A 21,560-nucleotide genomic window follows, 5' to 3' on the forward strand; every position below is an offset into this window, starting at 1 on the left:
GGCCAGATCGGGATAGCACCGCGCTGTCGGGATGCTAAGGCCGGGTTAAGGCGGTCGAGGGCCGGGTCAGCCGCGTCGGTTGAGTTCGGCTTCCAGCCGCTGGACGAGCGTCTTGCGGTCCTTGCTGGCGCGCTCGTTACGCAACGCGGTCTTGAGCTGTCGGGTGTCGAGGCCACGGACCAGCTTGGCCGCCTCCGCGACCGACATCTCCGTCATCCGGCCGGCCGTTGTGGCGTCCCGACGCGCCCGTTTGGCCGGTCCGGTGTTGGCGACGTACTGCTTGCCCGTTCGAGAGGCTTCCCGCTTCTTCGTGTCGGTCGCCCGCTTCTGGCTCTCCGACATCTCGTCCCATGCCTTCTTGGGCAGGTAGCGACTCGTCGTGCCGTCCTTGCGCGCCCGGGCGTCGCCCTCTTTCGTCTGCCACTTCTCGTTGCCCCAGCGCTGGAGCGCCTTCTGCCGTTCGTCCTTTTGACCCAGGAATCCGCCGCCGCGCCGCTTGTACTCCTGCGTGACCAGCTGCGACTTGCGCGCCGACCACTGCCCCGGCTTGCCGCCCTTGTCGGAGGCCTGGATCTCTTCCTTGATCTGCTCTCTGAGCTCGGGTTTCGTATACCGCGCCATGACTGGCAGCTACCCGGCACCGCCGGGCCTATGCGTCCCCTGGCGACGTCGACGGTCCGAGCCGGAGCAGCACCTGCGCGCCGCCGCGCGGGCCGGCCCGCACGTCCAGTCGACCGCCGGCGGCCTGCGCGGCACGCCGGGCGATGTCCAGGCCGAGGCCGGTGGACCCGGCCGCGCTGGCGCCCCGCCGGATCGCCCCGGCGGGCATGCCCGGCCCCTCGTCGGCGACGGTGAGGACCACCTCGCCCGCCTCACGGGCGAGCCGGACGGCGAACGGCGTCTCGTCGGGCGTGTGCGCGAAGACGTTGCCGAGCAGGGCGTCCACGGCCGCCGTCAGGTTGTCGGCGGCCACACCGACGGGGAGAGGGCCGGGCGTCAGGTCGAGGGTGACGGCCCGGCCGGTGTCCTCGGCCAGCACCGACCAGAACGCGACCCGGTCGGCGACGATCGCCGCCGCGTCCGAGGAGGCCGGTTGCGCCGGTGCGTGCCGCCACCGGGCCTGCCGGATCAGCCCGGTGACCGCGCGTTCGAGCCCGTCGGCGGCGGCGGTGATCCGGGCGGCGTCGTCCGGGTCACGCAACGACTCCGCCTCCAGCCGCAACGCGGTCAGCGGCGTACGCAGCTGGTGGGACAGGTCAGCGACCTGTTCGCGTTCCTGCACCAGGAGCACCTGGATCCGGGTGGCGAGGTGGTTGAGCGCGCCGGCCACCTCGCGTAGTTCGGGCGGGCCGGCCGGCGTGACGCGGGCGTCCAGTTCGGCGTTGGCCAGCCGGTGTGAGACGGCCGAGAGGTCGCTGATCGGCCGGACCAGGGTGCGCGCCAGCCGGTCGGCGACCAGCAGCCCGATCAGCACGAGGATCACGCCGAGCAGCGCCAGCACCAGCCAGGCCCGGGTGACCCCGGCGGTCAGCTCGTGCTGCGGCACCGCGATCCGGATCACGCCGGTGCCGTCCGCCCGGCCCTGCACGGCGATGACCACCTCCCGGCCGGCCGCCGACTCACCGGTGAGGCTCTGTCCGCGCGCTGCGAGGGCCACCGCGGGCGTACGCGGTGTCTGGGCGCCGAGCACCGTGCCGTCGGGCAGGAAGACGCTCACCGGTCGACCTGACTCCGCGGCGAGTTGCTCGACGGTGAGCCGGATGGTCGCCGCGTCGGCGGTGCCGACCACCGGCACCAGGCTCTGCGCGTCGGCGGTGGCCCGCACGGTGGCCCGGTCCTCGGCGACGGTGCGCACCAGCAACGCCAACGGCACCAGGAACGCGATGAGGGTCAGGACGCTGACCGCGGCGACCAGCAGCGCGAGACGCGCCCTCACGGCTGCGCCGCCGGGGCTTCCAGACGCACCCCGACACCACGCACCGTGTGCAGGTAGCGAGGCTGTTGGGCGTTCTCCCCCAACTTGCGACGCAACCAGGACAGGTGCACGTCGACGGTCTTGTCGGCACCGCCGTACGGGATCTGCCACACCTCCGTGAGCAGCTCACGTTTGGTGACCACCTGGCCCGGCCGGCCGGCGAGGTGGTGCAGCAGATCGAACTCACGGGGCGTCAGCTCGACCGCGACCCCGTCCAGGGTCACCTGCCGCGCCCGGGGGTCGACGCGGAGCCCACCGACAACCAGCGCCGGGACCTGCCCTTCGGCGCCGGAGGGGCCCCGCCGCAGCACCGCCCGGACGCGGGCGTCGAGCTGCGCCGCGGTGAACGGTTTGACCACGTAGTCGTCGGCGCCCGCGTCGAGCACCCGGACGATCTCGGTCTCGTCGTCGCGCGCGGTGGCCACGATGACCGGCACCGCGCTGACCGCGCGCAACATCCGCAGCAGCTCGCGGCCGTCCAGGTCGGGCAGGCCCAGGTCGAGCACGACGAGGTCGGGCCGGTCCTCCAGCGCGTCGCGGAGCCCGGCCATCGCGGTCGAGGCCGCCGCGACCGCGTGGCCGCGTTCGCGCAGGGCCCGGATCAGTGGGGTACGGATCGTCAGGTCGTCCTCGATGAGCAACAGGCGGGCCACAGCTGGCAGGCTAACCGCTGCCACCGTCGACGCCGCGTACGTTAACCACGCCTTAGCGTTCGGATGTGCTGACGACAAGGACGGATCGGGGATAGTCAGGGGATGGGCCGTCGTTCGATCCTCGTCGCCACCGGGTGGGTGGCGACCGCTGCCATCGCCACAGTGATCGGCCTGGGCGCGATCCGGTTGGTGGGCGAAAGTCTCACCGGCACCCCGGGTGGGGTGCGCAGCGAGGCCGATATCGAGCGGGCCCTCGCCTCACCAGAGCCGGTGCCCACGGCCGGACCGGGCACGACGGGCACCGCCTCGGCCCCGACAGGCGCCGCCTCGGCCCCGCCGGGCACGACGAGCGCCGCGCCGAGCGCCACCTCCGGGGCCCGCCGGGGGTTCGCCACCGACGGCGGCACTGCCGTCGCCGAGTGCGGCGTCGGCGGCGTACGCCTCGTCTCCTGGGCGCCCGCGCAGGGCTACCGGGTCCGCGACGTGGACCGGGGCCCGGACGACGACGTCGAGGTCACGTTCCAGGGGGCGACCCGGGAGTACGAGTTGAAGGTGCGCTGCATCGGCTCGGAGCCGGTGGCCGTCGCCGACGACTGACGACCCGCGGGCGCTCGAGGTGGATGTCGGACGGTTTACCGACTCCGCAGGGCGTCCACCAACCTCCGCAGTGTCGCGCGAGCATTATCAAGATCGTTAAGGCTGAGGCCGGCTCGGTCCACGGCATCGCGGCGGTCAGCGTCCGAGCGCTTCACGAGTCTGGTGAGCGTGACGCGCCCCGCTTCCGTGAGTGTCACGAGCGGCGCGCGGCGGTGATCGGGGTTGTCGTGCAACTCCACCATCCCGGCGTGGGCCAGGTCGTCGACCACCCGCTGCACGCTCTGCCGAGCGAGGCCGAGTCTGCGTGCCGCACTCGCGACGGTGCGGGAGCCGTCGGAGAGCACGCTCATCACGTGCCAACGGGCGGCAGTCTGTCCCTCTTCCCGGGCGAGATCCTCGCTTGAGCGCCGGGACTCGCCTGCCAGTTCGTACACGTCGGCCATCAGCAGACGGTAGGCGCCGACCCGGTCCTGCTTGCGTTCTTCCACCGGCTGGACCTTACCGGAAGATTGACACCCTACTACTGCAATGACAGCATACTGTCATGATTCTTCGACTGTGGAGCGGATGGACGCAGCCCGCTCTCGCTGACGCCTACGAGCGGTTGTTGACGCAGGACATCGCGCCCGCGATCCTCGCCCGGGGCGTGGCTGGGCTACAGGAGCTTCGGGTTCTGCGCCGTTCCTCGCAGGAGCTGGATCCCGCCAAGGGCAGCGAATTTCTCACCGCGATGACTTTCGCCGACTTCGCTGCGGTGGCGGCCTTCACCGGCGGCGAGCCGTCAACCTCCGTTGTCCCGCCCGCTGCCCGTGATCTGCTCGAAAGCTTCGATCGGCAGTCCCGGCACTACCTCAGCCGAGCGGTGTTCCGCGAAGGTGACAGCAGACCCTCATTCGGATGAGCAGCCCTTCGCCTCACTCACCCATCGACTGCCCACGGTCCGCGTTGCGGCCGAGGGCGACCATGCGCAGGGTCTCCTCCCGACGTCGCACGAGCAACGCCCCGGCCAGGAAGGTCACCGGCGCGACCAGCACCAGCATCGCCCACTGCGCCGGCACCAGGGGGATGGCGTGCCCCATGTTCATCGTCGAGGTGACCCACCCGGCCAGGGCGCTGTCGATCACCAGGGCGAGGGCCACCACGGGCAGGAGCATGACGACGATCCGTCGGCGTACCTCCGGAGTGAGCGTGGCCACCGCGATCACCATGGCCGACGCGGCGGCCGCCAGGCCCGCGACGTAGAGCCAGAGAACGACCTCACTGCTCGCCTCAAGACCATAGAAGACCTGGTAGGACACCCCATCGACGAAACTGAACGTGGGACTACCCACCCGGTTCGCCACCAACAGCGCGACCATCGCGGTTGGCGCGAGCACCAGTGCCAGCAGTCGACGTACGCCCAGCAGCGCGATCGCCCGGCGACGCGGTGCCGGCACGGTGAGCGCGGCGGCACCCACCACGGCGAGGGCGAGCTGCGGCAGCATGTCCACCACGTACGTCGGGTTGCCACTGGTCTGCGGGGCGACGAGCGCACCCCAGCCGAGCACGCCGGCCCAGGCCAGACCGGCGGCGAGCCAACGCCACCCGACCAGCGCCGCGGCACAGACGCCCGCCCAGCCCGCGACGCGCAGCCAGTCGACGAGATCCGGACCTCTCGGCGCGAACCCGGGCGGCAGGCCCGGCGCGCGGACGAGCTGATCGAGCAGCGTCTTGCTGGCGAACGCCAGCAGGACGAGTCCGACCAGCAGGCCGGTCACCGTCGCCGCGTCGGCCCAGCTCGGCTCGGTGAACCCCCGTGCGCCCACCCGCAGCCGCGCCCGCAGGCCGGCACCGATCAGATTCCGCACGTCGGCGGCATCAGGTCGCCGCTGACCCGGTCGCGCACCGGCGAGGAGCACGGCCAGCATCTCGTCCTCGTACACCCGACGGTGTTCCCAGGGATAGACGGTCAGCAGTCGCCGGTAACCGCGCTCCAGCTTGTCGCCGCTCACGCCGCACCCCCGTCGGTCAGTAGGCCGCCGCGGCGCAGCCGCACCCGAGCGGCGTCCGCGTTGTGTCGCAGGCGGGCCGCCTCTTCGCTGAGCCGCCGCGCGCCCAACGCGGTGAGGCGGTAGTAGCGGCGCAGTCGGGACTGCACCACCTCCTCGCGCTCGACCTCGATGAGGCCGTCGGCGCGGAGTCGGTCGAGGGCGGCGTAGAGGGTGCCGGCGCGCAGGCGCACCCGGCCGTCGGAGATGCGCTGCACGTCCTCGATGACGGCGTACCCGTGCATGGGCGCCTCCGCCAGCGCGGTGAGCACCAGGAACGTTGGTTCCCGCAGTGGAGCCTCAGCCATGCCAGGGAGCATATACCGATAGACGGTATATACAAGGCCGTGAACGAACGTGGCCGGCACGGATCCCCGTGCCGGCCACGTCATCGGTGGTGGTTCAGCTGGCGTAGGCCTCCAACTCCCAGAGCGAGTGGCCATATCCGGTGCCCCGAGCCGTGCCAAGGATCCGCAGGTAGCGGCCGTTGGCGCCGAGGGCGGTGTGCTCGTCCACGCCGCCGTCGGCCCCGGTCACCGTCTTCACCGTGGTCCAGGTGGTGCCGTCGTTCGACGTCTGGATCTGGTACGCGCTGCTGTACGCCGCCTCCCAGCTCAGCTTGACCCGACCGATCGCGGTGGGGCTGCCGAGGTCGACGCGGATCCACTGCGGGTCGGAGAACGTGCTCGACCAGCGGGTGGTGAGGCTGCCGTCGACCGCCTGGGCGCCGGACACGTCGGCCCCCTCGTTGCTGGACGTCGACGTCGGCTTGTTCAGCAGCAGGTTGCCGCCGGGCGGACCGGTTCCACCGCCGCCGCCGTACACCTCGAACTCGAACAGCGAGTAGCCCCAGGCGGTCCCCCGGGTGGTGCCGAGGAGCCGGATGTACCGGCCGGACCCGCTGAGCCCGGTCAGGTCGTCCACCCCACCGTCGCCACCGGTCACCGTGCGGATCGTGGTGAAGTTGACCCCGTCCGGCGAGGTCTGGATCTGGTAGCCACTGCCGTACGCCGCCTCCCAGGTCAGCTTGACCCGGTTGATGGCGTACGAGGCGCCGAGGTCCACGTCGATCCACTGTGGGTCCCCGAAGGCGCTGCCCCACCGGGTCCCGGCCACGCCGTCGAACGCGTTCGCCGCGGTGAACGCGCCCTCGAAGCTGGACGCGCGCGCCGGCTTGCCCCGGGCCAGGTTGGCGCCCGGCTCCGGATCGGGGTCCGGGTCCGGGTCAGGCCCGGGACCGCCGGGGCTGGTGGAGAGGGTGAACTCGTCGATGTCGAAGTACGGGCCGGTGCCCTTGAAGACCAGGAACAGGGTCCGGGTGCCGGTCGGGGCGGTGACCCCACCGGTGACCGTGGCGAAGTTGGCGTACCCGCCGGTGGAGGTGACGGTGGCCGAACCGACGAGCGGGCCGGTGGGCGAGTCGACCCGCAACTCCAACGTGCCGCCGCCACCGGCCGGTGCGCCGACCCGGGCGCTGAACGACTGGACGCCGGTCAGGTTGTACGGGCGGAACGAGATCCAGTCGTTGTTGTCGACGTAGCCGACCGCCGCGCCGCCGTTGCCCGCTGCCCCGGCGACGATCTGGATGCCGGACGAGTCACCGAAGTGCTCGGCCTGGCGTACCCGAGGTTGCAGGACGGCCTGGGTGTGTGTGGTCAGCGCCGGCTGGCCACCTCCACCCAGGTCGGTGTACTCGGCGTCGATGATGCCGAAGATGTTCGCCGCCGCGTCGTGCTCGCCGTCCTTCGAGGTCTGGATGACCCCGGTGCAGCCCTGCACGCTGCCGAGCTGGTGGCCGTGCGAGTCGTGGCCGAGGACGTAGTTCACCTTCACCCGGGCGCAGTTGATCGCGCCGTCCTGGGCGTCGGTGACAGTCACGGAGAACGGCACGGCGTCCCCGAAGGTGAAGGTCTGCCCGTTCAACGGGGTGTTGACGGTGACCACCGGGGCGCTGTTGCCGACAGTGACGACCACGCTCGCGGTGGCTGTCTTTCCGGTGGTGTCCCGGACCGTCAGCGTCGGGCTTCGGGTCCCGTTCGTGGTGTACGTGAAGCTCGGGTTCGCCGCGGTCGAGTCGGTGGTGCCGTTGTTGTCGAAGTCCCAGGCGTAGGTGAACGGGTCCCCGTCCGGGTCGAGGGTGCCGGCCGAGGAGAAGGCCACCGTCAGCGGCGCGGTGCCACTGGTCGGGGTGGCCGAGACCCTGGCGACGGGTGCTCTGCCCTCGCGGGCGTACTCGATGCGGTAGAGCGCCGAGTTGGCGTCGCCGTTGAACCAGCCGGTGCCGTAGTCCAGCACGTAGAGCGCGCCGTCCGGGCCGAACTCCATGTCCATGACCTGGGTGCCGGTCCACGGGAACGGGTTGATCTTCAGCGGTTGGCCGGACGCGTCGAGCTTGATGTTCTTGATCCAGCGGCGACCGAACTCACCGGCGAAGTAGGTCCCGTCGTAGTACTCGGGGAACGCCACGGGCGAGGTGCTGTTGCGGTCGTACCGGTAGACCGGGCCGCCCATCGGCGAGAGGCCACCGCCGGTGAACTCCGGCGGCGAGCCGGAGCCACCGTACGGCAACCAGGCCGGAACGGCCGGCGGCAGCTGGGTGATGCCGGTGTTGTTTGGTGAGTTGTTCACCGGCCCACCGGCGCAGTTGAACTTCGCCCCGGACGGGCCGGACGGGAAGGTGTAGTCGTTGTAGGCGTCGTTGCGGGCGGTGCAGTACGGCCAGCCGTAGAAGCCCGGCCTGTCGATCCGGGCGAACTCGACGTTGCCCGCCGGCCCCCGGTTCGGGTCGGCGGTGCCCGCGTCGGGGCCGTAGTCACCGAGGTAGACGATGCCGGTGGCCTTGTCCACGCTCATCCGGAACGGGTTGCGGAAGCCCATCGCGTAGACCTCCGGGCGGGTCCGCGCGGTGCCCGGGGCGAACATGTTGCCGGCCGGGATGGTGTAGCCGCCGGCCGCGCTCGGCTTGATCCGGAGAACCTTGCCGCGCAGGTCGTTGCTGTTCGCCGAGGTGCGCTGCGCGTCGAACGCCGGGTTACGGCCCGCCCGCTCGTCGATCGGGGTGAAGCCGGCCGAGTCGAACGGGTTGGTGTCGTCACCTGTGGACAGGTAGAGGTTGCCGGCCGCGTCGAAGTCCATGTCGCCGCCGACGTGGCAGCACATGCCCCGGCTGGTCGGCACGTTCAGGATCAACGTCTCGCTCGCCAGGTTGATGGTGTTGTCCGCGTTCACCGTGAACCGGGCCAGCCGGTTGACACCCTCCCAGACGGCGAATTGAGCCGGCGTGCCCTCGGCGGGCGCACCACCGCCAGGGGTGCTCAGTGGTGGGGCGAAGTACGCGTACACCCAGCGGTTGGTGGCGAAGTTCGGGTCGGCCTTGATGCCCTGCAAACCCTCTTCGTCGCCGGTGTAGACCGGCAGGGTGGCGGCGATCTTGGTGTTGCCGGCGGCGTCGGTGTGCCGGATCACGCCGTTGCGGGAGGTGTGCAGCACGCCCCGGTCGGGCAGGACGGTGAGGCTCATCGGCTCGCCGGTCTCGGCCGCGCCCTTGGCCAGCTCCACCTGCTGGAAGCTGCTGGTGACGGTGGGGCCACAGTCGGCGTCGACCGCGCCGGCGGCCGTCCGGATGCCGCCGAGCAGGTGCTGACGGAAGTTCGCCTCGGTGTACGACGCGTCGGTGTGGCCGAGGCCGGTGTACCAGGCTCGACCGCCGGAGTAGTTCTGGCACCAGGAGATCGGGTGGTCGGCACCCATGCTGCCGCCGGTGTAGGTGGTCTCGTCCAGGGTGGCCAGCACGTGCGCGTTGCCCCGGGGGTTGGTCCGGTAGTTGTACAACTCGTCGAACCGGCTCCACCGCTGCGGCAGCCCCGCTGTGGACGGGTGCACCTGGTCGGCGACCTTGACCGTGACGTTCTGCTCGGCCGGGTGCGAGGCGAAGTACGCCCCGACCAGTCCCCCGCACCAGGGCCAGTCGTACTCGGTGTCGGAGGCGGAGTGCACGCCGACGTACCCACCGCCGCCGGTGATGTAGCGCTCGAACGCGGCCTGCTGGGCGGCGTTGAGAACGTCACCGGTGGTGGAGAGCCAGATCACCGCGGCGAACCGGTCCAGGTTGGCGTCGGTGAACTGGGCGGCGTCCTCGGTGGCCTCGACGGTGAAGCCGTTTGCCGCACCGAGTTGCTGGATCGCGGCGATGCCCGGGGTGATGGATCCGTGCCGGAACCCGGCGGTCTTGCTGAAGACCAGCACGGTGAACGGTGCGGCACTGGCAGTGGGTGGCGAGGCGACGATGCCGCCCGCCACGAGGATCGCGCTCAGCGCGAGGCCGAGCCACGATCTCAGGGATCTGCGCACAGTGGGGTCCTTTCGCGGTGCGGGGGACGGCGTGCGCCGATCACGCCAGGCGGTGGTGGGACGAGACATGTGAATGCATCGTTGCGGTCGGATCACGGGCGCGTCAAGCACTCTCCCAGCATCCGTGAGAGCGTTATCTCCGCAGGTCACGGACGACTGTGTGAAGTGAGATCGAATAACGGTTTTCGGGCCACGAACCACAGTCCGAGGGCTCCGGTGCCTGAGTCGCCGGCATTAGTGGTTAGGCAAGGCTGGCCTACACAAACGACCCCAAAAGATAGGGAATTGTCCGGTCGGAGCCGGGTATGGAGATGACCCGGTGCCACCGACGGAAGCGAGATCGTCATGACCGACATGCTGGAGATGCCGCGGGTACACGAGTGCACAGTCACCGACTGCGGCTACAACCACGACGGCTGCCACGCGTTCGCCATCACCATCGGGCAGCAGAACGCCAGCTGCGCCACGTTCATCGACACCTCGGCGAAGGGCGGGCTGGACCGCGTCATCGCCCAGGTCGGTGCCTGCAAGCGGTCCGACTGTCAGCACAACGCCGAGCTGGAGTGCCACGCGCCGTCCATCCGGGTGGGTCCGGGTCAGGACATCGCGGACTGTCAGACGTACGAGCCGCGCTGATCCCGGCGCGACGCGAGTGAGGGACGGCCTCCACCGCCGTCCCTCATCAGCGTCGGATACCGGCTACGCGGGGACGACCATCGGCGTGCCGGCAGGTGCTCAGCGCCCGCCCGCGGCCAGCTCGGCGATCATCCCCTCGCAACTGCGGACGACGACCTGAGCGCCGCGGCGCTGCGCCAGCGGGAGCAGAGGATCCTCCGCCCGGTCCCGCCACCGCCACTGCGCCTCGGCCGCGACCTCCCAGAGTTGCCGCACGTCGGCCTCATGCTCGACACCGAGCCGAGCCGCGAGGCCCACCCCGTCACCGCCGACCAGCCGTTGCGCCTCGGCAGCCAGCTCCGCGTCGAACCCCAGCCGGGTGTTCCGCAGCGCCACCAGAAGGCGCAGCTCCCGGAACTCGTGCGCGCCGGCGAGGATCTGCTCCACCGCGCCGACCAGCTCGGCGGAGCCCCGAGTCGGCTCGGCCCGCAGCAGCGCCTCCACCGCGGCCAGCGCGGACCGCGCCTTGAGGGCGTCGCGGCGATCGATGAAGGACCGCGTCACCGACTCACGCAGCTCGGTGAGACCACTTCGCCGAATCAACTCGGCGGAGAGCTTCACCCGGCTGTCGAACCCGCTGCGCACCAGCGTCGCCGCCAGCCGGACACCGAAGAGCCCGAACCGGCCCAGCAGCGCGTCGCGCACCTCGGTGTCCAGCCGTACCGGCAGCTCGCCGCGGAGGAAGCGGTCGGCGGAGATGAGGTGGGCGTCCAGCTCCGCCCGGGGCACCTGAGCCACTGTCGCGAGCGCGGCGAAGTCGGATTCACCGAGCAGACGACCGGCCAGGCCGATCATGCCGCTGCACGCCACGACGTTGACGCTGAGCGCGTTCACCCTCGGGTCGCGGTAGTGCCGGCGAGCGAGCTGGCGGGCAGTGAGCAGACCGTCAATCCGGCCGCCACCGGTCTCGTCGGCGCGGGACAGCACCATGATCACGTTGACCGGAGCGGACTGCCCGACGGCACTGTCCCGTGCGGACTCCAGCACGCGCAGGTCGCTGTCGCGACCGTCACGGGTCAGGTACAGCACCGCGTCCGAGTCGCGCAACACCCGCTCCAACACCGGCACCCGGCCCTGCTCGACGCCACCGGTGACCGCCGGAGTGTCGATCAGGGTGATCTGCCGCAGCGCCCGCGTCGGCCACCGCACGACGATGTCCCGCACCTCCCCCGCGCCCCAGCCCAGATCCACCCGCAGCCCGGTCGCCGACTTCACCACCGCCAACTCCTGCGGTGGCTGCCCGACCGGGTAGGCGGTGGCACGCGGCGCGGCACCGTCCTCGTACCAGGTGAAGGCCCCGTCCGCCCGCTCGACCGGCGCGACCTCCTCGCCCATCAACGCGTTGAGCACCGTCGACTTACCCGATCGCCACGGACCGACGATGGCGATCCGCAACGGCTGCTCCAACCTGGCCACCTGTTGCCGAAGCTCGGCGACGGCCCGGGGATTGTCCTGGTACAGCTCGATGGCCTGGTGCAGCAACCCCCACGCCGCCTCGTCCAGGCGCACTCCCACAGTCATGCCTGCGGCTCCAACAGCAGCGGGGCGGAACGGGCACCGGTCAACTGCTGAGCCTGCTCGTACACCGCAGCCAACCTGGTCATCTTCAGCCGGATCTCGCGCTGCCGCTGCTCGCGCACCGAGGCATCGGTGTCGGCCTCCTGCTTCGCGCTGCGGAACGACTGCACGATGGCCTCCTGCAGCTCCTCGGTCAGCCCCGTGAAGTGGTCGCGCAGCATCCGCTGCACCTGCCGGGCGGCGTCGCGGCAGTCTCGGATGATCCGGACGAAGAAATCGTCGACATGCCGCTGGATGGCCGTCTTGACCGTCGCCTGCCGCCGACGGAGCAACTGCTTGCTCTCGTCACGGATGCTCTTGCCGCCGAAGAGCGCCCCGATGCCGACCGAAACCGGATTGATCATCGGCATGCCGGCCAGGGTGGTCGCCAGACCGAACATCAGCATGCCGCCGTACGAGCCCTTCATGCCGGTGAACAGCTTCTGACCGGTGGTGAACCTGTCGATCGTCGGCCGTTGCAGGTCGGGCAGTCGCTCGCCGATGTCGTCCGGCATCGTCATCGACCAGGGCGGCAGCACGTCGTAGCCGTACCTGTCGAAGTTGGCGGCAACCCGCCGGGCGATCCAGTCACAGCGCTGGATCAGCCACTCGTGGTTCGCCTCCGCCGCCTCCACCAGGCTGCGCTCCAGCCAGTCCTGGAAGGTGTCCCAGGCGACCAACGGGTCCGCGGTGTCGAACGCCTCGTCCACCGCGCGCAGGATCTGTCTGGTCCGGTCACGCAGGTCGTACTCAAGGTCGGCGAGCAGATCGGTGATCTCGTCGGTCAGCGTGTTCTGCCACCGGGTGGAGCACCGGCGCAACTCGTCGACCTCGCGCTGCGCCGCGTGCAGACGGGAGATCGGCCCGGACTGCTCCTCGGCCTCCTGGGTCGCCAACTCGGCGCGCAGCGGCGCGGCCAACTGCTCCACCACCGTCCGGGCCACCGTCTGCACCGCCGCCCGGGCCAGGTGATCGGCCTTGCCGGCCAGGTCACCTTGCAGGCGGGCGATCAACGCGGGGAAGCCCGACTCGGCGTTGAGCCCACGGTCGTCGGCGGCGGCCGCGCGCAGCCGCAGCGCCGCCGAAACCGGGATCAGCGTCGCCGGAAGCCCCGCCTCGGCCAGGTGCTGCCGGTTGCGCTCGGCGACAGTCCGCCAGTCCGCCACCAGATCGGTCTTGCTCTGCACCACCACCACGTTCGGATGCGAACGCGTGATGTGCAGCAGCATGTTCAGCTCGGCGACCGACAACTCCCGAGTGGAGTCGGAGACCAGCAGCACGGTGTCCGCGCGGGCTGGCGCGGCGACCGAAGCGGCGGCGCCGATGCCGGCGACCTCGTCGGCGCCGGGAGTGTCCACCAGCACCAACCCGGCACCGAGCAGCGCACGGGGCACTCCGATCTCGACGTACGCCGGGCCGCCGCCCGGCCGACGACCGACCAGGCCGGCCACGCCCGCCGCTACCTGGTTGAGCGCCAGCGGGGTCCGCTCGACGGCCACCGCGTCGGCGGCGCCGGTGGGGTGCCCCGGGGCTGATGGTGGCGCCTGCGCCACCGCCGCGGTGGGGGCCTCTGCGTGCCGCACCACGGTCGGCAGGATTGTCGTCCGGCCGTCGCCGACCGGGCAGGCCGGAGCGTTGATGATCGCGTTGATCAGCTGACTCTTGCCCTGGTTCGGCTCGCCGATGACCAGGACACGCAGCGTCGGGTCCAGCAGTTGCGCGCGCTTCTGCCGCACCGTCTGAAGGAGGTCACCGCGACCGTGTGCACTGCACGTGCGGGCAATTTCGTCCAGCACGTCCAACCAGATCCCGGCCATCACCGCACCAAGTGTGCGGATTTCGGCTCAATTATCAAGAGGGACCGGATGTGGAACCGGGAAGGGCCGGATCGCCCGAGACGATCCGGCCCTCCGCTCCGACCGGAGATCCGGATCAGAGCAGACCGCCGGTGATACCCAGCAGCCCGTGATCGGACGAGGCGTGCGAGTCGCCGCCGAGCACACCATCGGTGACCCCACCGGTCACGTCACCGACCGTGTCGGTGACACCGGGGAGGAGGCTGTCCACCTGGTGCGTCACGCCGCCCACCGTCGACGAAACGTCGAGCGGCGGGACCCCGCCGACGATGCCGTCGCCGTGCCCGAGGCCCAGCCCGCCAAGGGTGTCGTCGACACCGAGGGAGCTGACGACCCCGCCGAGCTGACCGTGGGTGCCGGAGAGGACACCGCCGGTCAGGTCGCCGCCGATCAGGTTCGAGTCAGCGACGCCGAGCAGACCGCTCGGGTCTCCGACGGTGCCGGTGACGTCCCCGAGCACCGGGTCCGCGATCGCGTCCACCGGCTGCACCACGTCGGCGTCGAGGGTGTGCGCCACGTCGGAGACACCGGCCAGGTCGGTGTCGAGGCCGGACGGGCCGACACCCAGACCGATGCCCGGCAGCACGGTGACCCCGGCGGCGGCGGTCGACGGGTCGACAGCGATGGCGCCGAGCACGCCGGCCTTGACGTCCACGCCACTGGGCGAGCTGGTGACGCTGATCTGCTGCGCCACGCTCTGCAACTGACCCACCACGTCGGTGGTGTCGGTGAGCAGCGGGTCCAGCCCGAGCTGCCCGACCGGCGAGGCCAACGGCGCGAGACCGGCACCCGGCGCGTAGTCGACGACCAGCGGTACGACGTCCTGCACGTCCGCAGCGGTGATGTCGGTGAGCCCGGCGCCCCGCAACGCGCCCTCGGGGTCGAGGTCGAAGGCCGACCGCGCATCCGGGTTCGTCAGTAGGTCGAGCACGAAGTCGTGGAGCGTCTGCTGCGAGTCCATGTGCCGGTTCTCCTCGGATGTGGCATTGGCGGGGTGTCGTACGTCGACAGTGACGACGCTATTGCCGGGGCTCACCCCCGGGCATCGGGGCTGAGCCCGCATCCGGGCCGGTTGAACTAGGGGCTGCGCCACCTCGTACGTTAGGGGGACAGGGGGAAACCATCCCGTCGAGATTAGGGTCCCGACCAGGGACTGATCTCTGGTACGAACGTAGGAGCCCGCGGGGTTCGCCGGGGGTGGGTCGTCGGGCAGCCGACGCCATCGCCACCGACCGGCTGACTCACGGGGAGAGACAGAGACGATGCCGTACGTCCTGGGGATAGACATCGGAAGCAGCAACACCGCCGCCGCCGTCGCACGGCGACGCGGCGCGACCTGGACCCGTCCCGAAGCCGTCCCACTGAGCGCCGGCTCACCTCTCATTCCTTCGGTGCTGTGCCTGGTCGAGGACGGTTCGCTGCGCGTCGGCGAGCCGGTGACCGACGACGGCAGCCGCACCACCCGGGACTTCGTCCACCGGATCGGCGACGACGTGCCGGTGCTGCTCGGCGGCGAGCCGTGCGCGCCGCAGACGCTGACCGCCGAACTGGCGGCGTGGGTGGTCGAGCGGGTCCACGCCCTGGAGGGTGGGGCGGCCGAGGCGATCGTGCTCAGCCACCCGGCAGGGTGGCGCCCCTACCGACGGGAGGTGCTGCACCGGGCCCTGTCGGACCTCGGCCTACGGCACGTGACGTTGCTGCCCCGCACGGTCACCGTCGCCGAAAGCCACGCCGCTCGGGGGTTCGCGGGAAGCACTGCCGTTGTCTACGCCCTCGGGGGCAACAGTTTCGAGGCGGCTCTGGTGCGCCGCACCCCGCGCGGCACGTACGAGACGTTCGGCACCCCGCAGGGTCTCGACTCGATCGGTGGCGCCGACTTCGACGAGGCGCTCGCCGAGCATGCCCGTACCGTGCTGGCTCGAGAGTTGGCCGCGACCGGGCGTCGCGGGGCCCAGGCCGCCCTGCGCGGGCTGCGCGCGGAGTGTGACCGGGTCAAGCGGGTGCTGACCGTCGACCTCACGGCCGACGTGGTGCTGACCCTGCCGAGCGGCCCGGCGCGGGTGCCGGTGACCCGGGCGCAGTTCGAGGCCATGATCCGCCCGACGGTGCAGGCCACCGTCGACCTCCTGCTCCGGGCCGTGCGCAGTGCCGACCTGACCCCGGCGCAGCTCGACGGCGTCCTGCTTGCTGGCGGCTCCACCCGGGTCCCGCTGGTGACCGAACTGATCGGCGCGGCTCTCGCGGTGCCCGTCGAGGTGGAGCCGGACGCACAGTTGACCGCCGCCACCGGGGCGGCGATGGCCGCCTGCCAGGTGGTGTCACCACGCCCTCGCCAGCCGGCGCCGGCCCGAGTTCCGGCCCCGGTCAGCGGCGCCGGGCAGGCCACCCTCCCGGCACCACGCCGCGCTCATCACACCGTTCCGGGCGATCCGCCACCGCGGCCCCCGGTCCGGGTCCTCCCACTGGAACTGCCGAAGCCGTCCCGCCTGGCGCTGGCCCGCGGCCGCGGACGCGAAGGATGACCCCGATGATCATGAATGACCTCGCCGCACCAGGGTTGATCCTGGACAGGGGGTTGCAGGCGCTACTGGACACGGTCGCGCAGGACCCGAGCGGCCCACTCGCCGTCGGCGTCGCCGGCCCGGCCGGTCACGGAAAGACCGCGTTCCTCACCGAGCTGGAGCGCGTTCACCAGCGCGCCGGGATCGCCGTCCGCACGGCCGCCCCGGAGCCGGATGAGCCGGTCGACCCCGACACGGTGGTGCTGGTCGACGACGCGCACCTGCTCGACGACGCACGGACCGAAGCGCTGCTGCGTCTGGTCGCGGGCCGGCGACACCGGCTGGTGGTCGCCCACCGACCGTGGCCCCGTTCAGCGGCGTTCAGTGAGCTGGTCGACGCTCTGCGACGCGACGGGCAGGCCGTGCTGCTCACACCGTTCACCAGGGAGCAGACCGCCGCCCATCTCGCCACCACGCCCGAGCTGGGCCGCCCGGCCGACCTGGTCGACTTCGTCCACACGCAGACCGCCGGCGTACCCCGGGACGTGGCACGGCTGGCCCGCGGCCTGGCCGGCGCGGAGACCCGGACCGGCACGGTGGACCCACCCCGCTCCGTCATCCTCGAGTTCGGGCCGGACCTGGACGTCCAGCCCGCCGGGGTACGGCGACTGCTGCTCGCTGTCGCGGCCGGCGGGGCGCTGCCGGTGAGCATGCTCGGCGCGCTGCTGGGCCGGGACCCGGCCGGAGTGGACGAACTGATCGCCACGACCAGGGCGGCCGGGCTGCTCGGCGCGGACGGCAGGCTCGCACCGATCGTCCGGCGGGCCGTCGCGACACTCAGCCCCACCACCGAGCGGACAGCGGTCTGGCGGGGGCTCACCGAGTTGCAGCTCGCCCGGGGTGGCGCGGTGCTGCCGCTGGTCCGTTCCCTGCTCGCACTCGGCGCGCTCGGCGACTGCCCGGCCGCGACCCTGGCCGCTGCGGCGGACGAGGCGCTGGCCGACGAGCCGGCGTTCGCCGCCGAGCTGTTCGCGGCGGCCACGGCGGCCGGCCGGCCGCCCAACGCGCGGCAGGCGCTCGCCGCCGCGCTCGCCGGTGACCTCGACGACGCGCTTCGGCTGGCGGACCGACTCCTGGCCACGGCCGCTCCCCCGGATCGCTCCGAGGCGGCCGTGGTCGCCGCCACCGCCCTGGCCCACCGTGGTCACATCGGTCGCAGCGTCGAGCTGTTCCGGTGGTCGGGCACCGCCTCGGCGGCGGCGTTCGCCATCGTCGGCGGGTTGGCCATCGGTGACCCGGCCGCCAGCACCGAGTCACCGGCGGGCGACCCGGCGGGCGAACCCCCGACCCTGCACGCCAGCGCCGCCCGACTGATGGCCAACGGTGTACGGGAGAGCGTGACAGGCCCGCCGACCGCCGCGCTCTCCGCGCTCGTGCAGGCCGCCGCGCTGCTGGAGCCGGACGGCCGGGCGGCGCTGCTGCCGGACAGCCCGGCGGCACTCGCCGCGTTGACCGCGGTGCACTGCGGTGAGCTGGAAATCGCCGAGCGGGTGCTGCACCGCGCCCTGGGCGCCGGTGTCGGCGGCCCGCTGATGGCCCGCCGCCACCGGCTGTTGCAGGCCTGGATCCTGATGGTCCGTGGTGAGATCCACGCCGCCGGCGAGCGGCTCGCCACTGTGACGCTCGACGGGCGGCCACTGGAGTCGCGCGACCAGCTCTTCGCCGCCGCGATCCGGATGGGCATCGGCCGGCGCAACAGTGACCTCGGGGCGCTCAAGCGTGGTTGGGAGCAGGCGCTGGAGGCCGTGGTGCGGCACCCCGTCGACCTGTTCACCCTGCTGCCGTTGGGTGAGCTGGCCATCGCGGGCGCACGGCTGGGTGACCTGGCCCGGCTGGAGCCGTACCTGCACCAGGGGCGTGAGCTCCTCGACCGCCTCGACAATCCACCATTGTGGAGTGTTCCGCTGCACTGGAGCGGGCTGCACGCCGCCATCCTGACCGGCGAGCCGACAATCGCCGACGGACACGTCACGGCGTTGCTGGCCGCCGCTGGCCACAGCCGGTACGCGGCAGTGGTCGCCGCAGCCGCGGAGAGCTGGGTGGAGGTGCTCCGGGGTGTCGTCGACCCGATGCGGGTGGAGGCCGCCGCCCGGGGGCTGCACGACACCGGGTTGTGCTGGGACGGCGCCCGCCTCGCCGGGCAGGCCGCCATCCGCACCGCGGACCGACGGGCGATGACCACCCTGCTGGAATGCGCCCGAGCGTTGCAGGGGCGGCCCTCCGGCGGGCAGAGCGGGCAGACACCGACGACCGGTGCGAGCACGGCGCGGGTCGCCGGCCCCACCCAACACGGCCTGAGCGACCGCGAGTACGAGGTCGCCGAGCTGGTGCTCGCCGGATTGACCTACCGGGAGATCGGCGATCGGCTCTTCATCTCGGCCAAGACCGTCGAACACCACGTGGCGCGGATGCGTAACCGGCTCAACTGCGCCAACCGCACCGAACTGCTGGCGCTGCTGCGCACCCTCGTCGCCGACCGGGCCAGCGACACGGCCGGGCAACCATGGCCGCAGCGGGCGACCCGATGACCCGTGACGACGTCCGGCTGATCCGGACCAGGCTGGCCGTGCTGGCCGCCGTGCTGGTCACGCTCTGGTCGTACGCGGCCTACGTGTCCAGCCAGGACGCCGTCGACCTGCTGCGCGTCCGGGCACTGGCGGACACGCTGGGCCAGCCCATCGACCGCCTGATCCTGAGCCTCCAGACGGAACGCCGGATCACCGCCGAGACGATCGCCGGGGCGGGGCGGGCGACGCCCGCGCTGGTCGGGGCCCGCGACGGCACCGACCGGGCCGCCGCCGAGATCCGCGAGTTCACCAAGGGCCGCGACCTTCGGCTGCTCAGCGCCGGCACCGTCCGCGACCGGGCCGGCGAGCTGGTCCGCCGGCTCGACGGCCTGGGCACGACCCGGTCCCGGGTCGACACCGGGCGGCTCGACCAGGGCGCGGCAGTCGACGGGTACGACGAGGTCATCGACATCGCCTTCGGGGTGTACGGCCCGGAGTGGGGCGCGTACGAGAGCGGGTTGGCCGCCGACACCCGCGCGGTGATCGCGCTGGCCCGCGCCCGGGAGTTGCTCGCCCGGGAGGACACAGCGGTCAGCGCGGGCCTGGCCGCCGCGCGGCTCGGGGCCGACGAGCAGCGCCGGCTGACTGCGCTGGTCAGCATCCAGCGGTACGCGCACACCGAGGCCGCAGCCGGGCTCCCGCCCGACGGCCGGGCCGCGCATCAGAACCTCGCGGCCGGCCCCGAGTTCGCGGCCCTGCTCGCCCTGGAGGACCGGCTGCTGCTCCAGGGCGGCGCCGCCAACGCCCTGGCCGGTCTCACCGTCCAGGACTGGCGGGCCGCGGCGGACGCCGCCCTCGGCGCGCTGCAGACAATGGTGACGAACACCGCCCGCGGCAGCGTCGAGCGGGCCACCCCCGGTGCCGCCATGCTCATCGCGCGTACCGGGGCCATCGTGGGGCTCGGCCTCATCGTCGTGCTCGTGCTCCTGCTGAGCTGGGCGGGGACCGTCCGACGCCTGACCGACGAACTGATCGGGAGCGACGCCGGCCTCCCGGCTCCGATGCCGGGCACGCCGGCCCCACCCCCGGCCCCGGCGACGCCGGAGGTTGACACCGAGCGGGAGCTGTTCCTGGGGTTGACCCGACGCAACCAGGTCCTGCTGCGCGACCAGCTCAGCCTGCTGGACGGGATGCAACGTCGGGAACGGTCCACCGAGGAGACCGGCGAGCTGTTCCAACTCGACCACCTCACCACCCGGGTCCGCCGCAACGTGGAGAAGCTGATCACCCTGGCCGGCGCGACACCCGCCCGCCGCTGGCGACGCCCGGTGCCACTGCTCGACGTGGCGCGCGGCGCGGTCGCCGAGGTGCCGGACTACCACCGGGTCCTGATCGCGCCCCACTGGCCGTGGTCGCTCGCGGGCCCGACCGTCACGGACGTCATCCACCTGCTGGCGGAGCTGATCGAGAACGCGCTGGCCTTCTCCGGGGCGGAGACCACCGTCCGGGTCAGCGGCGAACAGCGACCGCAGGGATGTGCCGTGATCGTCGTCGACGACGGGCCGGGCCTGGACCCCGGCGCGCTGGCCGAGGCGAACCACCTGCTCGGCAGTCCGCCGCCGGACGGCCCGCCCGCGGGCCGCGCTGGCTGGTACGCGGCCGCCGTACTGGCCGACCGATGCGGTGCCCACGTCTCGCTGCGCCCCAGCCGGCGCGGCGGGACGGCCGCTGTCGTGCTCCTACCCTCCCGGCTGATCACGGTCACCGGCACCGGCGGTATCCCGGCCCACGCACCACCCGACAGCCCGTACCCACCGGCCCACACCGGCGCCGACCTGACCGACCCCGTCGGCAACGGCGCGCTGCCGACGCGGGTCCGCCACCCCGGGCCGAACGGCCCGGAACACGTCAGGACCAGCCTCGACACGGTTGAGTTGCCGGTCGCCAGAACAGCGAGGAGACAACAATGACGTCTGCAGTGGTCACCGAGGGCGGCCTGACCGACGCCCTGAACGACCTGGTCGACCGGGTGCACGGTGCGGAGTTCGCGGTGGTGCTCTCACCGGACGGGCTGCCGCTCGGTGGCTCGCGGCGGGTGGGGGCGAAGCTGGCCGAGCAGATCTCCGGCGTGGTCGCCGGACTGATCGCGTTGGGACTGGCCGCCACCCGGACCTGTGAGGCGGGTGAGCTGCGTCAGGTCGTGGTGCAGATGTCGCGAGCGTTCCTGTTCATCGCCACCATCCCGAACGGGACCATCCTCACCGTGCGGATCGCCGGTGACGACGTCGAGGTCGGTGACATGGCGTACGAGGTGGCACTCTTCGTGGGGCAGGCCGAGCAGCACCTGCCGATCACGCTGGGCCCGGCCTCCTCGGTGACGATCGGGGACACAGGTGCACTCCAGCGGCGCCACTGACGAGGCGTGGTACGACGACGACGCGGGCCCGGTCGCCCGGCCCTACACGATGACCGGGGGGCGTACCGCGCCCGCACGCGGCCAGTTCGACCTGATCTCGCTGGTCGTCGCCCGGCGAGGGGTCACGCCTCCCACACCGCTCTTCCCCGAACAGGCGCGGATCGTCGAGCTGTGCCACCATCCATTGTCGGTGGCCGAGGTGGGTGCCGAGTTGGATCTTCCGCTGGGGACGGTCCGGGTGCTGCTCGGTGACCTGCTCGCGGCCGGGCTGATCGAGACGCACGAACCGCCGATCCTGTCGGAGCTGCCGACCGAGGACCTGCTCGAGGCGATACTCGTCGGGCTTCGCGGGTTGTGACCGGGCAGCCGCCACCCGCGACCCGGAC

The 21,560-nt window shown here is 72.0% G+C and carries 18 protein-coding genes; 8 read left to right on the forward strand and 10 right to left on the reverse strand.

Going from position 1 to position 21,560, the window contains the following annotated elements:
* Positions 1-66: 66 nt before the first annotated feature.
* Genes ACGF3C_RS28650 through ACGF3C_RS28660 form a run of 3 tightly spaced genes read right to left on the reverse strand, consistent with a single transcriptional unit; the run spans position 67 to position 2,628 of the window.
* Positions 67-621: a DUF5872 domain-containing protein gene (locus ACGF3C_RS28650; protein WP_355006138.1), complete on the reverse strand. Its 555-nt coding sequence runs from the start codon at positions 619-621 to the stop codon at positions 67-69.
* A gap of 28 nt (positions 622-649) precedes the next feature.
* A complete protein-coding gene (locus tag ACGF3C_RS28655) occupies positions 650-1,936 on the reverse strand; it encodes an ATP-binding protein (protein WP_393226769.1) in 1,287 nt (428 codons plus the stop codon).
* Positions 1,933-2,628, reverse strand: a complete 696-nt coding sequence (locus tag ACGF3C_RS28660) for a response regulator transcription factor (protein WP_357232202.1) — start codon at positions 2,626-2,628, stop codon at positions 1,933-1,935. The genes ACGF3C_RS28655 and ACGF3C_RS28660 overlap by 4 nt, the downstream gene beginning before the upstream one ends.
* 102 nt (positions 2,629-2,730) lie before the next feature.
* Between ACGF3C_RS28660 and ACGF3C_RS28665 the strand changes: the two genes are divergently transcribed.
* Positions 2,731-3,225 carry a septum formation initiator gene (locus tag ACGF3C_RS28665; RefSeq protein ID WP_393226771.1) on the forward strand — a complete coding sequence of 165 codons (495 nt, stop codon included), beginning with the start codon at positions 2,731-2,733 and terminating at the stop codon, positions 3,223-3,225.
* 35 nt (positions 3,226-3,260) lie between these two features.
* Here ACGF3C_RS28665 and ACGF3C_RS28670 read toward each other — a convergent pair whose 3' ends face one another.
* The gene (locus tag ACGF3C_RS28670; protein ID WP_357232196.1) at positions 3,261-3,713 is read right to left on the reverse strand and encodes a MarR family transcriptional regulator; all 453 of its coding nucleotides are present in this window, start codon (positions 3,711-3,713) and stop codon (positions 3,261-3,263) included.
* Positions 3,714-3,769: 56 nt separating this feature from the next.
* Here ACGF3C_RS28670 and ACGF3C_RS28675 point away from each other — a divergent pair, with 56 nt between their 5' ends.
* The gene (locus ACGF3C_RS28675; protein WP_393226773.1) at positions 3,770-4,126 is read left to right on the forward strand and encodes a hypothetical protein; all 357 of its coding nucleotides are present in this window, start codon (positions 3,770-3,772) and stop codon (positions 4,124-4,126) included.
* Between the two features lie 13 nt (positions 4,127-4,139).
* On the opposite strand, the gene ACGF3C_RS28680 is transcribed toward ACGF3C_RS28675, so the two are convergent.
* The 3 genes from ACGF3C_RS28680 to ACGF3C_RS28690 all read right to left on the reverse strand — a co-directional run bounded on the left by ACGF3C_RS28680 (position 4,140) and on the right by ACGF3C_RS28690 (position 9,602).
* Positions 4,140-5,216, reverse strand: coding sequence for a hypothetical protein (locus ACGF3C_RS28680; protein WP_393226775.1), 1,077 nt, complete (start codon positions 5,214-5,216; stop codon positions 4,140-4,142).
* On the reverse strand, positions 5,213-5,560 hold the full coding sequence (locus tag ACGF3C_RS28685) for a PadR family transcriptional regulator (RefSeq protein WP_357232187.1): 348 nt from the start codon (positions 5,558-5,560) through the stop codon (positions 5,213-5,215). Before ACGF3C_RS28685 ends, ACGF3C_RS28680 begins: the two co-directional genes overlap by 4 nt.
* Positions 5,561-5,654: 94 nt before the next feature.
* Positions 5,655-9,602: a ThuA domain-containing protein gene (locus tag ACGF3C_RS28690; protein WP_393226777.1), complete on the reverse strand. Its 3,948-nt coding sequence runs from the start codon at positions 9,600-9,602 to the stop codon at positions 5,655-5,657.
* 345 nt (positions 9,603-9,947) lie between these two features.
* On the opposite strand from ACGF3C_RS28690, the gene ACGF3C_RS28695 reads away from it, so the two are divergent.
* The gene (locus ACGF3C_RS28695; protein ID WP_357205816.1) at positions 9,948-10,238 is read left to right on the forward strand and encodes a DUF1540 domain-containing protein; all 291 of its coding nucleotides are present in this window, start codon (positions 9,948-9,950) and stop codon (positions 10,236-10,238) included.
* Between the two features lie 99 nt (positions 10,239-10,337).
* Here ACGF3C_RS28695 and ACGF3C_RS28700 read toward each other — a convergent pair whose 3' ends face one another.
* From ACGF3C_RS28700 to ACGF3C_RS28710, 3 genes are all read right to left on the reverse strand, one after another.
* On the reverse strand, positions 10,338-11,798 hold the full coding sequence (locus ACGF3C_RS28700) for a hypothetical protein (protein WP_357230698.1): 1,461 nt from the start codon (positions 11,796-11,798) through the stop codon (positions 10,338-10,340).
* The gene (locus ACGF3C_RS28705) at positions 11,795-13,570 is read right to left on the reverse strand and encodes a dynamin family protein (protein ID WP_393226779.1); all 1,776 of its coding nucleotides are present in this window, start codon (positions 13,568-13,570) and stop codon (positions 11,795-11,797) included. Before ACGF3C_RS28705 ends, ACGF3C_RS28700 begins: the two co-directional genes overlap by 4 nt.
* 196 nt (positions 13,571-13,766) lie before the next feature.
* The gene (locus tag ACGF3C_RS28710) at positions 13,767-14,651 is read right to left on the reverse strand and encodes an IniB N-terminal domain-containing protein (RefSeq protein ID WP_393226781.1); all 885 of its coding nucleotides are present in this window, start codon (positions 14,649-14,651) and stop codon (positions 13,767-13,769) included.
* Positions 14,652-14,952: 301 nt separating this feature from the next.
* Here ACGF3C_RS28710 and ACGF3C_RS28715 point away from each other — a divergent pair, with 301 nt between their 5' ends.
* From ACGF3C_RS28715 to ACGF3C_RS28735, 5 genes are read left to right on the forward strand one after another with little or no spacing between them, the layout of a single operon-like run.
* Positions 14,953-16,212, forward strand: a complete 1,260-nt coding sequence (locus tag ACGF3C_RS28715) for an Hsp70 family protein (RefSeq protein ID WP_393226783.1) — start codon at positions 14,953-14,955, stop codon at positions 16,210-16,212.
* A 5-nt stretch (positions 16,213-16,217) separates the two neighbouring features.
* Positions 16,218-18,779: a LuxR C-terminal-related transcriptional regulator gene (locus ACGF3C_RS28720; protein WP_393226785.1), complete on the forward strand. Its 2,562-nt coding sequence runs from the start codon at positions 16,218-16,220 to the stop codon at positions 18,777-18,779.
* A complete protein-coding gene (locus ACGF3C_RS28725; protein ID WP_393226787.1) occupies positions 18,776-20,728 on the forward strand; it encodes a nitrate- and nitrite sensing domain-containing protein in 1,953 nt (650 codons plus the stop codon). Before ACGF3C_RS28720 ends, ACGF3C_RS28725 begins: the two co-directional genes overlap by 4 nt.
* Positions 20,725-21,174: a roadblock/LC7 domain-containing protein gene (locus ACGF3C_RS28730; protein WP_355006158.1), complete on the forward strand. Its 450-nt coding sequence runs from the start codon at positions 20,725-20,727 to the stop codon at positions 21,172-21,174. Before ACGF3C_RS28725 ends, ACGF3C_RS28730 begins: the two co-directional genes overlap by 4 nt.
* Positions 21,152-21,532, forward strand: coding sequence for a DUF742 domain-containing protein (locus ACGF3C_RS28735; protein ID WP_357232905.1), 381 nt, complete (start codon positions 21,152-21,154; stop codon positions 21,530-21,532). The genes ACGF3C_RS28730 and ACGF3C_RS28735 overlap by 23 nt, the downstream gene beginning before the upstream one ends.
* Positions 21,533-21,560 lie beyond the last annotated feature (28 nt).

It is taken from the genome of Micromonospora sp. NPDC047762 (genome assembly GCF_043204655.1).
Lineage (GTDB): Bacteria > Actinomycetota > Actinomycetes > Mycobacteriales > Micromonosporaceae > Micromonospora.

Bases quoted from the DNA above. Each gene is read 5' to 3' on its own strand.
- ACGF3C_RS28650 (WP_355006138.1), bottom strand. From the start codon at position 621: ATGGCGCGGTATACGAAACCCGAGCTCAGAGAGCAGATCAAGGAAGAG.
- ACGF3C_RS28665 (WP_393226771.1), top strand. From the start codon at position 2,731: ATGGGCCGTCGTTCGATCCTCGTCGCCACCGGGTGGGTGGCGACCGCT.
- ACGF3C_RS28675 (WP_393226773.1), top strand. From the start codon at position 3,770: ATGATTCTTCGACTGTGGAGCGGATGGACGCAGCCCGCTCTCGCTGAC.
- ACGF3C_RS28685 (WP_357232187.1), bottom strand. From the start codon at position 5,560: ATGGCTGAGGCTCCACTGCGGGAACCAACGTTCCTGGTGCTCACCGCG.
- ACGF3C_RS28695 (WP_357205816.1), top strand. From the start codon at position 9,948: ATGACCGACATGCTGGAGATGCCGCGGGTACACGAGTGCACAGTCACC.
- ACGF3C_RS28700 (WP_357230698.1), bottom strand. From the start codon at position 11,798: ATGACTGTGGGAGTGCGCCTGGACGAGGCGGCGTGGGGGTTGCTGCAC.
- ACGF3C_RS28710 (WP_393226781.1), bottom strand. From the start codon at position 14,651: ATGGACTCGCAGCAGACGCTCCACGACTTCGTGCTCGACCTACTGACG.
- ACGF3C_RS28715 (WP_393226783.1), top strand. From the start codon at position 14,953: ATGCCGTACGTCCTGGGGATAGACATCGGAAGCAGCAACACCGCCGCC.
- ACGF3C_RS28720 (WP_393226785.1), top strand. From the start codon at position 16,218: ATGATCATGAATGACCTCGCCGCACCAGGGTTGATCCTGGACAGGGGG.
- ACGF3C_RS28725 (WP_393226787.1), top strand. From the start codon at position 18,776: ATGACCCGTGACGACGTCCGGCTGATCCGGACCAGGCTGGCCGTGCTG.
- ACGF3C_RS28730 (WP_355006158.1), top strand. From the start codon at position 20,725: ATGACGTCTGCAGTGGTCACCGAGGGCGGCCTGACCGACGCCCTGAAC.